Origin of the sequence: Mycobacterium sp. 050272 (assembly GCF_039023525.1) — a bacterium.
In the GTDB taxonomy this organism is placed as follows: domain Bacteria; phylum Actinomycetota; class Actinomycetes; order Mycobacteriales; family Mycobacteriaceae; genus Mycobacterium.
Window position 1 is genome coordinate 391,769 of the sequence record NZ_JBCHKV010000004.1, and the last position, 12,465, is coordinate 404,233.

At 66.8% G+C, this 12,465-nt stretch carries 15 protein-coding genes; 7 read left to right on the forward strand and 8 right to left on the reverse strand.

What is annotated here, in order from left to right:
• Position 1: 1 nt before the first annotated feature.
• Positions 2 to 952 carry a helix-turn-helix domain-containing protein gene (locus tag AAHS21_RS11820; protein ID WP_342927835.1) on the reverse strand — a complete coding sequence of 317 codons (951 nt, stop codon included), beginning with the start codon at positions 950 to 952 and terminating at the stop codon, positions 2 to 4.
• A gap of 109 nt (positions 953 to 1,061) precedes the next feature.
• Here AAHS21_RS11820 and tpx point away from each other — a divergent pair, with 109 nt between their 5' ends.
• Positions 1,062 to 1,559, forward strand: a complete 498-nt coding sequence (gene tpx / locus AAHS21_RS11825) for a thiol peroxidase (protein WP_342927836.1) — start codon at positions 1,062 to 1,064, stop codon at positions 1,557 to 1,559.
• 199 nt (positions 1,560 to 1,758) lie between these two features.
• Positions 1,759 to 2,070, forward strand: a complete 312-nt coding sequence (locus AAHS21_RS11830; RefSeq protein ID WP_342927837.1) for a DUF4333 domain-containing protein — start codon at positions 1,759 to 1,761, stop codon at positions 2,068 to 2,070.
• On the opposite strand, the gene AAHS21_RS11835 is transcribed toward AAHS21_RS11830, so the two are convergent.
• From AAHS21_RS11835 to AAHS21_RS11845, 3 genes are read right to left on the reverse strand one after another with little or no spacing between them, the layout of a single operon-like run.
• On the reverse strand, positions 2,067 to 3,017 hold the full coding sequence (locus AAHS21_RS11835) for a nitronate monooxygenase (protein WP_342927838.1): 951 nt from the start codon (positions 3,015 to 3,017) through the stop codon (positions 2,067 to 2,069). The two genes, AAHS21_RS11830 and AAHS21_RS11835, sit on opposite strands and share 4 nt — an antisense overlap.
• On the reverse strand, positions 3,014 to 3,394 hold the full coding sequence (locus AAHS21_RS11840) for an NYN domain-containing protein (RefSeq protein WP_342927839.1): 381 nt from the start codon (positions 3,392 to 3,394) through the stop codon (positions 3,014 to 3,016). Before AAHS21_RS11840 ends, AAHS21_RS11835 begins: the two co-directional genes overlap by 4 nt.
• Before the next feature lie 21 nt (positions 3,395 to 3,415).
• Entirely contained in the window at positions 3,416 to 4,291 is an 876-nt protein-coding gene (locus tag AAHS21_RS11845) for an alpha/beta hydrolase (RefSeq protein WP_342927840.1), read from the reverse strand.
• Between the two features lie 88 nt (positions 4,292 to 4,379).
• Here AAHS21_RS11845 and AAHS21_RS11850 point away from each other — a divergent pair, with 88 nt between their 5' ends.
• Both AAHS21_RS11850 and AAHS21_RS11855 read left to right on the forward strand, forming a co-directional pair.
• A complete protein-coding gene (locus AAHS21_RS11850) occupies positions 4,380 to 4,826 on the forward strand; it encodes a helix-turn-helix domain-containing protein (RefSeq protein ID WP_342927841.1) in 447 nt (148 codons plus the stop codon).
• 84 nt (positions 4,827 to 4,910) lie between these two features.
• A complete protein-coding gene (locus tag AAHS21_RS11855; RefSeq protein WP_342927842.1) occupies positions 4,911 to 6,095 on the forward strand; it encodes an acyl-CoA dehydrogenase family protein in 1,185 nt (394 codons plus the stop codon).
• Positions 6,096 to 6,108: 13 nt separating this feature from the next.
• Here the strand turns inward: AAHS21_RS11855 and AAHS21_RS11860 are convergent, their stop codons facing one another.
• Entirely contained in the window at positions 6,109 to 6,897 is a 789-nt protein-coding gene (locus AAHS21_RS11860; RefSeq protein WP_342927843.1) for a PE domain-containing protein, read from the reverse strand.
• A 117-nt stretch (positions 6,898 to 7,014) separates the two neighbouring features.
• Positions 7,015 to 7,836: an alpha/beta hydrolase gene (locus AAHS21_RS11865; protein ID WP_342927844.1), complete on the reverse strand. Its 822-nt coding sequence runs from the start codon at positions 7,834 to 7,836 to the stop codon at positions 7,015 to 7,017.
• A 59-nt stretch (positions 7,837 to 7,895) separates the two neighbouring features.
• Between AAHS21_RS11865 and AAHS21_RS11870 the strand changes: the two genes are divergently transcribed.
• The gene (locus tag AAHS21_RS11870; protein WP_342927845.1) at positions 7,896 to 8,798 is read left to right on the forward strand and encodes an NAD-dependent epimerase/dehydratase family protein; all 903 of its coding nucleotides are present in this window, start codon (positions 7,896 to 7,898) and stop codon (positions 8,796 to 8,798) included.
• A 6-nt stretch (positions 8,799 to 8,804) separates the two neighbouring features.
• Here the strand turns inward: AAHS21_RS11870 and AAHS21_RS11875 are convergent, their stop codons facing one another.
• Positions 8,805 to 10,088, reverse strand: a complete 1,284-nt coding sequence (locus AAHS21_RS11875; protein ID WP_342927846.1) for a hydroxyacid-oxoacid transhydrogenase — start codon at positions 10,086 to 10,088, stop codon at positions 8,805 to 8,807.
• 43 nt (positions 10,089 to 10,131) lie between these two features.
• On the reverse strand, positions 10,132 to 10,698 hold the full coding sequence (locus AAHS21_RS11880; RefSeq protein WP_342927847.1) for a TetR family transcriptional regulator: 567 nt from the start codon (positions 10,696 to 10,698) through the stop codon (positions 10,132 to 10,134).
• Between the two features lie 70 nt (positions 10,699 to 10,768).
• Between AAHS21_RS11880 and AAHS21_RS11885 the strand changes: the two genes are divergently transcribed.
• Complete coding sequence (locus AAHS21_RS11885; RefSeq protein ID WP_342927848.1) at positions 10,769 to 11,575, forward strand: class I SAM-dependent methyltransferase; 807 nt, start codon at positions 10,769 to 10,771, stop codon at positions 11,573 to 11,575.
• The gene (locus AAHS21_RS11890) at positions 11,568 to 12,428 is read left to right on the forward strand and encodes a lysophospholipid acyltransferase family protein (protein WP_342927849.1); all 861 of its coding nucleotides are present in this window, start codon (positions 11,568 to 11,570) and stop codon (positions 12,426 to 12,428) included. Before AAHS21_RS11885 ends, AAHS21_RS11890 begins: the two co-directional genes overlap by 8 nt.
• Positions 12,429 to 12,465: the final 37 nt, after the last annotated feature.

A 12,465-nucleotide genomic window follows, 5' to 3' on the forward strand; every position in this document is an offset into this window, starting at 1 on the left:
ATTACGCGAATGTCTTGCGGTACTGGTCCGGCGAAACGCCGATACGACGAATGAAGTTGCGCCGCATGGTTTCTGCGGTGCCAAAGCCGCATCGGGCCGCGATCGCCACGACGGTGTCGTCGGTTTCTTCCAACTGCCGGCGCGCGGCTTCGGTGCGGACCCGTTCGACGTAGTGGCCCGGCGCCTCGCCGACCTCATCGGTGAACACCCGGGTGAAATGCCGCGGGCTCATCGTCGCCCGGCGAGCCAGATCACCGATGCTGTGCGCGGCTCCCGGCTGCGCCTCGATGGCCTCCTGCACCTCGCGGATGCAGACGCGTTTGGCCCGCGGCACCCATACCGGCGCCGCGAATTGGGTCTGCCCGCCGGGGCGGCGCAGATACAGCACCATCCAGCGGGCAACGGTCTGCGCGGTCTCGGTTCCGTGGTCATCCTCGACCAGGGACAGCGCGAGGTCGATACCCGCGGCGACACCCGCGGCCGTCCACACCACCTCGGAGCTCCGGACGAAGATCGGATCGGGGTCGACCACGACGGCGGGGAACTCACTGGCCAGCCGGTCGGCGAAGGCCCAGTGGGTGGTGGCGCGGCAACCGTCCAACAGCCCGGCCTCGGCGGCGAGGAAGGCGCCCGTGCAGACGGTGACGACGCGGCGGGCGCTGCCCGCGGCGGCTTTGATCCAGGCCACCAGGTCCGCGTCTTGCCGAGCGGCGTCGACGCCACCGCCGCCGGGCAGCACGACCGTGTCGATCAGGTTGTCGGGATCGGGCAGCGGGGCGCCGACGAACGCGAGGCCGGTTCCGGTGGTGATCGGCCGGCCCCGCACCGAGGCCAAGACGACGTCGTATCCGCCGTCGGTCAGCAGCGCCGCGCCGGTGAACACGTCGTAGGGTCCGACGACGTCGAGTGCCTGCACACCCGGAAAGCCGACGATAACGACCTTGCGAACCATGGATTCAGTGTTGGCCGAACCAAGGTATGTCGTCTAGGCCTAGCACCCCACGAATCAGGACATCGGACCTGACCCAACCCCGCCCGAGCGGCCTTGGCAGACTGTGACCATGGCACAGATAACCCTGCGAGGAAACGCGATCAACACTGTCGGCGAGCTTCCCGCCGTCGGATCCAAAGCCCCGGCCTTCAACTTGACCGGCGCCGACCTGAGCGCCGTCAGCAGCGACCAGTTCAGCGGTAAGTCCTTGCTGCTGAACATCTTTCCGTCGGTGGACACCCCCGTGTGCGCGACCAGCGTCCGGAAGTTCAACGAGCGGGCCGCCGGCGGCGGTGCGACCGTGGTGAACGTCTCCAAGGACCTGCCGTTTGCGCAGAAGCGGTTCTGCGGCGCAGAGGGCATCGAGAACGTCACCACTGCCTCGGCGTTCCGCGACAGCTTTGGCGAGGACTACGGCATCACGATCGCCGACGGTCCGATGGCCGGCCTGCTCGGCCGGGCGGTCGTGGTGATCGGCGCCGATGGCAATGTCGCCTACGCGCAGCTGGTGCCCGAGATCGCCGAGGAGCCCGACTACGACGCCGCGCTGGCCGCGCTGGGCGCCTAGCTTCGGGTCATAACCCGAGCAGCCGGACCGTTTCGGCCCGCATGTCGACCTTGCGCGCGGGTTGCCCCGCAGTGCGAATATTCGTTGCGGTGACGAACTTTCGCTGCTTCTGAGCTGTGGCGCCGACACCGACGCGTGTTAGCCTGTCGATTCCCGTCGCGTTAGCCTCAGGCTCGGCAGACACAGGAGTAACCGCGCAATGATGCGTTTCGTCCAAGCCGCGTCCGCGGCCGTGCTCGTCACCGCGATGGCCGTGCCGCTGGCCGGCTGCAGCAGCAAGTCGACCGTCAAACCCGATGGCGCAGCGCAGTCGGTGGTCGACGTCGTCTCCAAGCAGACCGGCTTTCATCCCTCCGACGTGCACTGCCCGGACGGTGTAGAGGCCAAAGTCGGCGTCCAGTTCGACTGCCACTTCACCGGGCCGGAGGGCAAGGAGTATGTCGCCAACATGAAAGTCACCAAGGTTGACGGCGAAAACGTGATATTCGACGTCAAAACCCACCCGAGCTAAGGCCGCAGCCGATCGGCGGTGGCGGCCAGCACCTCGCGGCACCCGGCCCACATGTGCTTGATGATCTCGGCGGCCGGTGGCAGGTCGTCGATCCGGCCGGCGACCTGACCGGTGTTGGCGACACTGGCGTCCATATCGCCTTCGAAATAGAGTCGCTGGACACGTTGCAACGCCGCGCCCCCCTCCTCGAAAGAGGCTGACCTGTCCAACTTTTCGGCGGCGGCAGTGCGGATCACTCGCATCATTCGTTTGCCGTCGAGGGGCAGCAGCACGGTGCCGGTCTCGTCGGCCGCCACGACGGCTTGTTTGAGGTTGCCGTGCACCGGCGAATCCGCCGAGGCCAGCAACCGCGTGCCCATTTGGACGGCTTCGGCGCCGAGGACAAACGCCGCGGCCATCGACCGGGCGTCGCAAATTCCGCCGGCGGCCACGATCGGGACATCGACGTGAGCGGCCACCAAGGGCAGCAGCACCATCGTCGACGCCCCGAATCGGTTCTTGAACCCGCCGCCCTCGACTCCCTCGACAACGAGGCCGTCCACGCCGGCGTCGACGGCTTTCTTGGCTGCTTCCAGGGTGCCCACTACGTGGAACACGGTGATGCCCGCGTCGTGCAGCGGCTCGGTGAACAGCGCGGGACTCCCGGCCGAGGTGGTGACGAACCGAATGCCGTTGGCGACGAGCAGGTCTATGACCGTCAGGTCACGGTTGAACAGCAGCGCGATGTTCGCGCCCACCGAGCCGCTGGTGAGGGTGTGCACCCGCGCAATGTCGGCCCGCCCCTGATCGGAGGTGGTCTCGATGATTCCCAGTGCGCCCGCGTTGGATACCGCGGCGGCGAGCTGAGCGCCGGCGATGTAGGTCATCGGCGCCTGGATGATCGGGATGTCGATCCGCGCGAGTTCGCAGACTCGGTTGGTCGCGGGCGCGACCCGGCCGGCGGTCATCGGTCCCGCGGATCGACGAGCTCGCGGAAGTGTTCCGCGCCCAAGACGGATGCACCGAGGCTTCGCACCCGATCGGTCAGCGCCCGATCGGACGTCACGACCCGGATCTCGTCCGGTCTGGGGTCGGCGTGAACCAGCCGGACGATCTCGTCGTCGGCCGAGTTCGCGGCCGCTTTAGGCGCATGCGCGATCTCGATCACCGTCGACCTGATGGCAGTCGAAGGCGGCCGCTCAAACACCACCGTCACCGTGTCTCCTCGTGCGCAGGCCCAGCTGTCCAATCTGTCTACCAAAGCGACCATCGCACCGTCACGGTCCCGCCACCAACCGTCGGGGCGGCAGCCGATGACGTTCATACCGTCGACGATCCAGCGCACCAGCTCACATTAGGGCCGTCGCTAATCTGTGCTGCGCACCAGGATATCGGCGGCGACTCGCTCGGGAATCTCGATGTGAGGGCAGTGTCCGGCGTCGTCGTACTCGATTAGATCCGCCGTCGGCATGCGGTTGCGAAGTTCTTCGGCGATCGCGGCGCCGGACACCGGATCGCACATGCCCCAAAGGAACGAAAGCGGGACGGTGGTGCGGGTGAGGCCGCTTTCGAAGCGGACCTTGTTGGCCGCACGTTCCGGTATGTAGCGCAACAGTTTTCGCTGGATATCATGTCCGGGGTCGTTTTCCCGGAACGCACGATAGTGCAGCACGGCGCGTTCGCGGTCGAGTGGATGCGCGGGGGAGAACACCTCACCCCAGGTGCGAACAAACAGCGACTCGGTGAACAATCGCGCCACCAGTGCGCCCACCACGGGAATCAAGCTGGCGCGCTGCGCGATTCGTGGCCGATACCGATCGGAGAACAGGCCGGCGTTGAGAAGGATGCAGCGCTTGATGTCGGCGCCCCCTTCTTCCCGGCGGGCAAGCAGCTCGGTCGCGACGATCGCGCCGTAGTCGTAGGCGACCACCGTCGGCGCCGACGTGGCGTACGCGGCGATGACCGCCTCGGCCAGGTCGGCCTGTTCGAACACGCTGTAGCGGTGTCCGAGCGGCTTGTCGCTCGCGCCGTAGCCGAGGAAATCGAAACTGATCACCTCGTGGTGGCGTGCCACCTCTGGCTCGATCGCCGACCATTCGAACGACGACGCGGGAAACCCATGCAACAGAACCAACGGCGTGCCCTGGCCAACCCGACGGACGAAGACCCTCCGTGGCGCACCGCGCAGTGTCATTACCACCGTCTGCCCGCCGTGCCGCCAGTCTTCCAGTGCGGTGGTCACACACCCTCCCGAGTATCGGTCTCAATTTGAGACCAAACGCTAGCAGGAGTGGTCTCTTTTTGAAACCGCTGCGGGTAACATCGATGCCATGCGCTACGAGGAACTCGCCGATTTCCCCTGCTCGATTACCAGGCCGCTGGTGGTTTTGGGGGATCGGTGGACGTTATTGGTCCTCAAGACGGCGTTCAACGGGGTCCGTCGCTTCAACGCTTTCCAGGCCGCTCTGGGCATTTCGCGCAGCAGGCTGCAAGACCGGCTCGACCGCCTCGTCGAGCACGAGATTTTGGCCAAAACGAAGTCCGGCGACGGCAATTACGAGGAGTACCGGCTCACCCCGAAAGGCCACGATGTCTATCCGGTGTTGATGGCACTGCGCGACTGGGGCGATCGGTACATGGCCCCGGACGGCCCGCCCGTACACTTCCGCCATCGCGACTGCCCGGGCGAGGCGCACGTCAGCCTCGCCTGCGACGCGTGCGGCAACCCGCTGACCGCACGCGATGTCGATCCCGTCCCGGGCCCCGGACTGAGCTAGCCATACGCGATTTCGATGGCTAGACACTTTGAGTAATTGGTACGGTCACCGGTATCAGTTCCCGGGATCGACAGGAGAGCGCCGATGACGTCGTTAGCCGATACGAGCGACCGCGTGGTTTCGCTGGCTCGCGGCATGCGTGACCTCGTGGCCGAGCAAGCCGCCGAGTCCGAGCGGATCCGCACTCTTTCGACGCCAATCGTGGACCAGATGTGGGCCAGCGGGCTGATGTCGTCGTTTAACCCCGAGGTGGCCGGGGGGCTCGAGCCGTCCTTTACCGAGATGATCGACACCTGGATCGAAATGGCTTGGCAGGACGGCTCATTCGGGTGGATTGGCATCGCCAACCTGCCGTCGTCGTTCGCCGCGGCGGCCTATCTGCCCGATGAGGGTTTCGCCGAGGTGTTCACCGCCCACGACAACCGCGTGACGATGGGCGGCCAGTTCTTTCCCAACGGGCAGGGGATCGTCGTCGACGGCGGTTATCAGCTCAGCGGCTCGTGGAGCTTCGGTTCCGGCATCGGCCATTCCGAGTACGTAGCGGCCGGCTTTCTGCCGCTGGACAACGGCGAGATGCGCTGGATCAGTGAAGGCCTGCCCGAGATGCACGTGGCCGTGCTGCCACGAAACCAGGTCAGCTTCAACGACGGTTGGCATGTCCAAGGGCTCAAGGGAACCGGGTCCTACGACTACAGCGTCACCGACGTGTTCGTGCCGGCCGGCCGCACCTTCGAGCTATTCGCCCGCCGGCCGCACCGCGGGACGTCGCCGGCCACCCGGATGGGCCTGATGCCGGTCACCGCCGCCGGCCACGCATCATGGGCGCTGGGCGTAGCCAAGAGCATGCTCGACGACGTGCAGGAACTTGCCGCCACCAAATTCCGGATGAGCGACATGGCTTCTCTGGCCAGCCGCCCTACCTTCCAGAAGGGCCTCGCACACCATCGCGCGGCCTGGCGCGCGGCGCGCCTTCTGGTGCTCGACGCCTTCACCACCGCCGAGGCCGCGGTGGCCGCGGGCGAGGACCTCACCCCAGCGTTGCGCGCGGATATGCGAGTGGCCGCCGTCTACGCCACCGATACGGCCCGAGGCTGCGCCGAATGGGCCCACCTGGTCGCGGGGACCACCTCGATCCGCGAGGGCACTCGCCTCGAGCGCGCGTTCCGCGACATCTACACCGGCACTCAACACGCCTTTATCAGCGAGAAGGTGGCCATCGATGCCGCCCAGATCTGGCTGGGCATCATCGAGGATCAGCCGGGGTTATAAATCCGGCAGACCCCTAAACCAGCTCGCCACCAGTCTGCTTGCCGTCGGCGTCCTTGGACTCCGGGGTGCCGTCGTCGTTCGTCAGCGACGACGCCAGTGCCGGCCCGGTCCCACCCGCGGCGGCGCCAGTCGCGCCGGCCGCACTCGCGGCCGCTCCGCCTGTCGATGCACCGCCGGCGGTAGCGCCGCCCAGGCCGCCCTGGCCGACCGACCCCAGCGACGAGCCGAGCGAACTAAGGGTGCTCAGCGGCGCGCTACCGGCGCTGAGCAGTGTTGATGCCGCATTCATGGTGGTAGGCATCGAGGCCGCCCCGGCCGCGGGAGTCGGCGCGACCGTCGCACCTTCGACCAGGTTCGCCAATGCCGGTGTGCGGGCCGGCGTCCCGGCCTCGCCGGGCACAGTTTCGGCACGCAGCAGCCGGGTGGCCGGAGCCGGACTGGCCAACGACCTCGACATGGGCGCGCCGGCGCTTTGAAATTCGACGGCGGTGGTGCGCGCCGCGTTGGTCTGTAGGGCGCCCGCGGCGGTCGCGTCGGTCTGGGCATACATCCGGGTGATGTTCACCAGCGCCGCGCCGGTCCGCGAAATCTCTTGGTGGGCGGCGGCGTGCGCGGCCAACGTCTTGCTGGCCTCGGCGGCAAACGCCATCGCGGCCTGCATCGAGACTTCCTCGGCGCCCGCGGGCACCAGTGCGGTCACCATCGGTGCCGCGGCGGCTCCGGAAGCCAAGGCGCTGGCGCCCATTGCCGTCAACTGCCCGCCGATGATGGCAACGGCCGGATCGTGCGACATGGATGTCATGTGCGTCGTGCTCCTAGGTGTGTGTGCGCCGGCGCCGTGGCGGATTGCATTGATTCTACCGAGGCGAACGGCTGCCAAAGGCACAAATTCTCGTCCACACAGCGGACGGCTATCCGGTCAAAGGTGAGTCAACAACCGCTCGGTGAATTCCTCGGGATGTTCTCGGTGCATGAAATGGCCGCCGGGAACCTCCTCGACGATGTAGTCGGCCTCGAACATCCGGGCGGCACCCCGATAATCCGCGGGCTCGGCGACCGGATCATCCAGTCCGGCAAAGACAACCGTCGGCACCGTGATCCGCGCCTTCAGCGACGGGCTCGGTATGGGGGAGAGCTTTCGGTAGTAGCCGAACGCAGCATTGAGACTCGCCGGATTCGCGAAGCTGGCGCGCACGGCCTCGAATTCGCTCGGATCCGGGTTCCAGGTCGGAGACCATCGCCGGTAGATGGCCGGTAGCGCCGCGAAGTCGTTGCGCGCGAAGCGGTTCGGTGCACCCGGCAGCTTGTAGGCCACGAAATGGCGGACGCCCCAGACTTTCCGCAGCGTCGGTTTGAGCGCTGCCGGATGTGGAATGCCGATGACGAACAGCTTTTTCACGCGATCCGGGCCGAGCGCGGCCGCGCCGTAGGCAGCTGAGGCGCCCCAATCGTGGCCGATCACGATGGCCTCGCGCGCCCCGAGTGCTTCGATCAACGCCAGCGGATCGCGGGCCAGGGTCTCTTGATCGGGGTCGCGGTCCGGGATCCCGCTGGGGTCGTAGCCGCGCATGAACGGACTCACCCCGCGATAGCCTTTGGACGCGATCGCCGGGCGCAGCTGGTCCCACGAATGCGCGGTGTCGGGGAACCCGTGCAGCATCAGCACGAGGGGGCCCGAGCCCTCCTCGAGATAGGCGAATCTGAGCCCATTCGCCTCGACGAACCGCGTCGAATCGGCCATGACGAGCGCGACGTTACGCCGATGGTCGCCGCCCAGCGAGCGTCGCTTACCATCAGCGCATGCGCGGCTCAAAGATCCTGATCACCGGTCCGACCGGACAAGTTGCCACCCCCGTCGCCAAGGCGCTGGCAGCCGACAACGAAGTGTGGGGCATCGCCCGGTTCACCAATCCCGCGGTTCGCGAGGATCTCGAGAAGGCGGGCGTGCGGTGCGAGACGGTCAACCTGGCCGCCGGTGACTTCGCCGGCCTGCCAAATGACTTCGACTACGTCCTGAATCTCGCGGTGGCCAAGAGCGGCCACTGGGACACGGATCTGGCCGCCAACGCCGAATCCGTCGGACTTCTTATGGCACATTGCCGTAGCGCAAAAGCTTTCGTGCACTGCTCATCTGGGGCGGTGTACGACCCACCGGACGACGAAGTCCGGAGCGAGGACGCCGCGTTGGGTGACAACCATAAGCCGTTATTCCCCACCTATTCCATCTCGAAAATCGCGGGCGAGGTCGTCGCCCGGACGATGGCGCGCGCCCTGAACGTCCCCACCACGATCGCCCGCCTCAACGTCCCCTATGGCGACAACGGCGGGTGGCCCTTCTATCACATGGAGATGATGCTGGCCGGCATCCCGATTCCGGTCCCGGCCGGCGGTCCGGCCCGGTACACCCCGATCCACGAGGATGACATCATCGCCACCATCCCGAAGCTGTTCGAGGTGGCATCGGTGCCGGCCACCACCCTCAACTGGTGCGGCGAACAGAACGTCAGCCTGCAGGAGTGGTGCACCTACCTCGGATCACTGGTCGGCAAGGAGCCGGTGTTCGAGGAGAGCGCGCAGGCGCTGCGCGGCAACCCCACCGACGCCACGCGGATGCGCGAGCTCGTCGGCGCCGCGACGGTCGACTGGCGTGACGGCATGCGGCGCATGGCAATCAAGTTCCACCCGGAGCTCGTCAGCGCCTAAGCGCGGCTACCAGTAGCGCATCGCGGAGCCGAATAAATCGGCCAGAACCGGCTTGCTCATCTCGCGCGGCGCGTTCTGCAGCAGGCGCTGCTGCGGGAACGCGCCCTCGGTGAGGGCGGAGATGTCGTCGGGTGTGTAACCCACCCCGCCAAGCCCATTGGGCATGCCGACCGCGCGCATGATGCGGATGAGTTCGGTCGCGAGCACCTCACCCGCGTCGTCGGGTCCGGCGTCTCGGGTGTCAGCGCCCAGCAACCGGGCCGCCTCGATGTGCCGTCGCGGGCTGGCCGGTGCGGTGAACCGAAATACCGCGGGCGCGTTGACGATCACGGACATGCCGTGCGGCACCAGCGGCTCGTCGTCCGGGTAACCCGCGGGGTGGAAGTCACGCACCAGCCCGGCAACCGCGTAGGCCATGCCGTGCGGCGCGTGCACGCCTGCGTTGCCGAAGGCGATCCCTGCCAGCGTCGCGGCCCACATCATCTGCTCACGCGCCGCGCTGTCCGAGGCGTCTCGAACCGCCGGTTCCAAATTGGCGCCCAGCACTCGTAACGCCTCGCTGCAGCCCAGGTCGCTCCACGGATTGGCGCCCTGACTCATCGGCCGCAGGCTGGGCCGCGGGGGAGCGGGCCGGTGCACGTAGGGACGCGCGGTGTAGGACTCCAAGGCGTGCGACAGCACGTCGAGGCCCGCCGCGGCGACGACTCCGGCGGGCAGGCTGGCTGTGCAATCGGGGTCGACGAGCGCCTCGGTGGGCCGCAACGCAGGGGAGGCGATTCCGGTCTTGACCATCAGCGACAGCAGGTCGAATATCGCGATGCCGGTGACCTCACTGCCGGTGCCGGCTGTGGTGGGGCACGCGATGTGTGGCTTGAGCGGTCCCGGAACCGGCGTTGCATCGCCAATTGGGGCGTTGACGTAAGCCAGGAAGTCGGCGGGGTAGGTGGCGTAGAGGTTGGCGGCCTTGCACGTGTCGATGACCGAACCGCCGCCGAGCGAGACATAACCGTCGGGTCTGGCCTCCTGGGCGAAGCGGGTCGCCTCGGCGAAGGATGCGTCCGTCGGTTCCACGTGTACGTCGGTGTAGGCGACCACGTCCACACCGGCCGCAATCAGCGAGTCGCGCGCCGTGGCGAAGATGGGCAGGCCGGCCACATTCGCATCGGAGAACAGCGCCACCCGCCGCATGCCCAGCGTCCCGGCCCGCTCGCCCAACTCACCGAGGCAGCCACGTCCGAACGTGATGCGGGAAGCGTCGACGGTGAAGGCCGAATCGCAACCGTCGGCCACAGCGGGAAAATCGCAGCATCCCATCGGGATGGAAATCTACCCGCTATCTGGGTTCGACAACGCGGGCAGCCGCTTCGACGGCGGCGGCGCGGCGGCCGGCGATGACGTCCGGATCCGTCGTAGCGGCCGCGGGATCCGGAAAGTGCGCCCAGCTCAAGCCAATAGCGAACAACAGGACGATGAGCTGTTCGGGTTCCCACACCGGGTCGACGTGTCCGTCGGCCTGCGCTTGTCGCAGGGCGGCGATGGCCTTCTCGGGCGGATGTACGCCGTCCACCTCAGGATTGTCGAGCGGGAAACCTTCCAGCTGGGCCCAGGTGATCATCCGGATGTGTTCGGGCCGGCGCTGGGCGAGATCGAAGACCCCACCGACGAACTCGGGCACCGCATCCGGGCGCAACTCGACGGCCCGAAAAAACTCGGCACCGTCGGTGGCAACCACGTCCCGGAAGAGGGTTTCCTTGTCGCCGAAATGCGCGTAGAGGCGCTCCTTGCTCGCGCTGGCCACGCGGGCGATGCGGTCGACGCGCGCACCGGCCAACCCGTACTGGGCGAACTCGGCGCGGGCTGCGGCGAGGATCTCGTCGCGGAGTTCGGTCCTGGTGCGCACGAAAACATCATACGCAGACGAACCGGTTCGTTTGTTATAGTGGTCGCAGCGAACCAGAAAGGGAGCGACGATGGACACGGCGAACGTTCTTGAGCAGGCGATTGCGACGATGCCGAGGGGAGGTTCACGAGCATCCTGGCTCGATCGGCGGTTTCAGACCAATGCACTGGAGTATCTCGACCGCGACGACGTGCCAGACGCCGTCAAGCAGAAAGTCATCGGGATGCTCGACCGGTTGGGGACGCTGAGCAACCAGCATGAGGAGCACGCCCGCACGGCGTTGAAGGTCGTCGCCGACATCAAAGATCCACGCATTCTGGAACTCGGCGCCGGCCACGGCAAGCTGTCGGCAAAGATTCTGGAACTGCATCCAACAGCCACCGTCACCGTCAGCGACGTGAATCCTGATTCCGTGGCCAACATCGCCGCCGGGGAGCTGGGCAGCCACCCGCGAGCCGTCGTCAAGGTCGTCGACGCCACCGCGATCGACGCCCCCGACGCCAGTTACGACCTGGTGGTATTCGCGCTCGCATTTCACCACTTGCCGCCGCCGATCGCGTGCCGTGCGATCGCTGAGGCGACGCGGGTTGGCGGGCGGTTCTTGGTGATCGACCTCAAACGCCAGTCGCCCGTGCGTACCCTGCTCTTCCCGGCACTGGCCCTGCCGGTCAACCTCACGCGAATGCCATGGTCCTGGATTTGGCCCGGCCTGCACGATGGCTTCATCAGCGTTCTGCGCGCCTACAGCCTGTCGGCCCTCGAGGAGCTCGGCCGCGCCGCCGATCCGGGCATGAGGCTCCAAACACTGCCCCCGCCAAGGCGGTTCGGCCCACCATCACACAACGTCGTCTTCTCCCGCTCGGCCGACCATGACTGACGGCATCGACCTGGCGGCCATCATGGCGCCGAATCGGCGGGTGCAGACGCTGCGCACCATGCTCGATTCGATGACCGAACGCCTGCGCCCGGTGGTCGACCTTTCCCGCCCGTACGTCGACGGCACCGAGAACCTAATCGCTGACGGACGATTCCTGTTGGTAGGCAACCACACTCAGGCCGGCTCTGAGGTATTTCTGATCTCCGATGCGGTGCGGCGCGCGATCGGCACCCGGGTGCGGCCGCTGGCCGATCGACAATTCGGCCGCATGCGTGGGCTACCCGCCGATCTGATCGCGGCATTCGGGGGTGTGGTGGGCGCACCCGAGACCGCCCGCGAACTGATGACGCACGACCAGACCGTTCTGGTGTTTCCCGGCGGGGGTCGCGAGATCGGTAAGTTCAAGGGCGAGGAGTACACGCTGCGCTGGCAGGGCCGTTCCGGGTTCGCGCGGGTCGGCATGGAAAACGGCTATCCGATCGTGCCGGCCGGTCTGGTCGGCGGCGACGACGTCTACCGCAGTTTGGCGACTCGGGAGAGTGCCTATGCGAAATTCGCTGCCGCACTGAGCCGTAGGCTCAACGGTCGGTCGGACATGGCGATGCCGTTGGTGCGGGGGATCGGCCCGACGCTGATCCCCCGACCGCAGCGCATGTACTTACGTTTCGGTGCACCGATCGATACCAGCAGACCCCTGGGCATCGGTGCGGGCGATTGGGTGGAGGTCGTCAAGAAGCAGACGCAGCGTGCGCTCAACCAAATCCTGGTGGAGTTGCGACAGCTTCGAGAGGACGACCCATATCGCGGACTCAACCCGCTCGCGTGGCGCAAGGCGGTCGCGCCCGGACCCTGAGCCCTAATCGGCGGAGTCCAGACAACCCCAAACACTG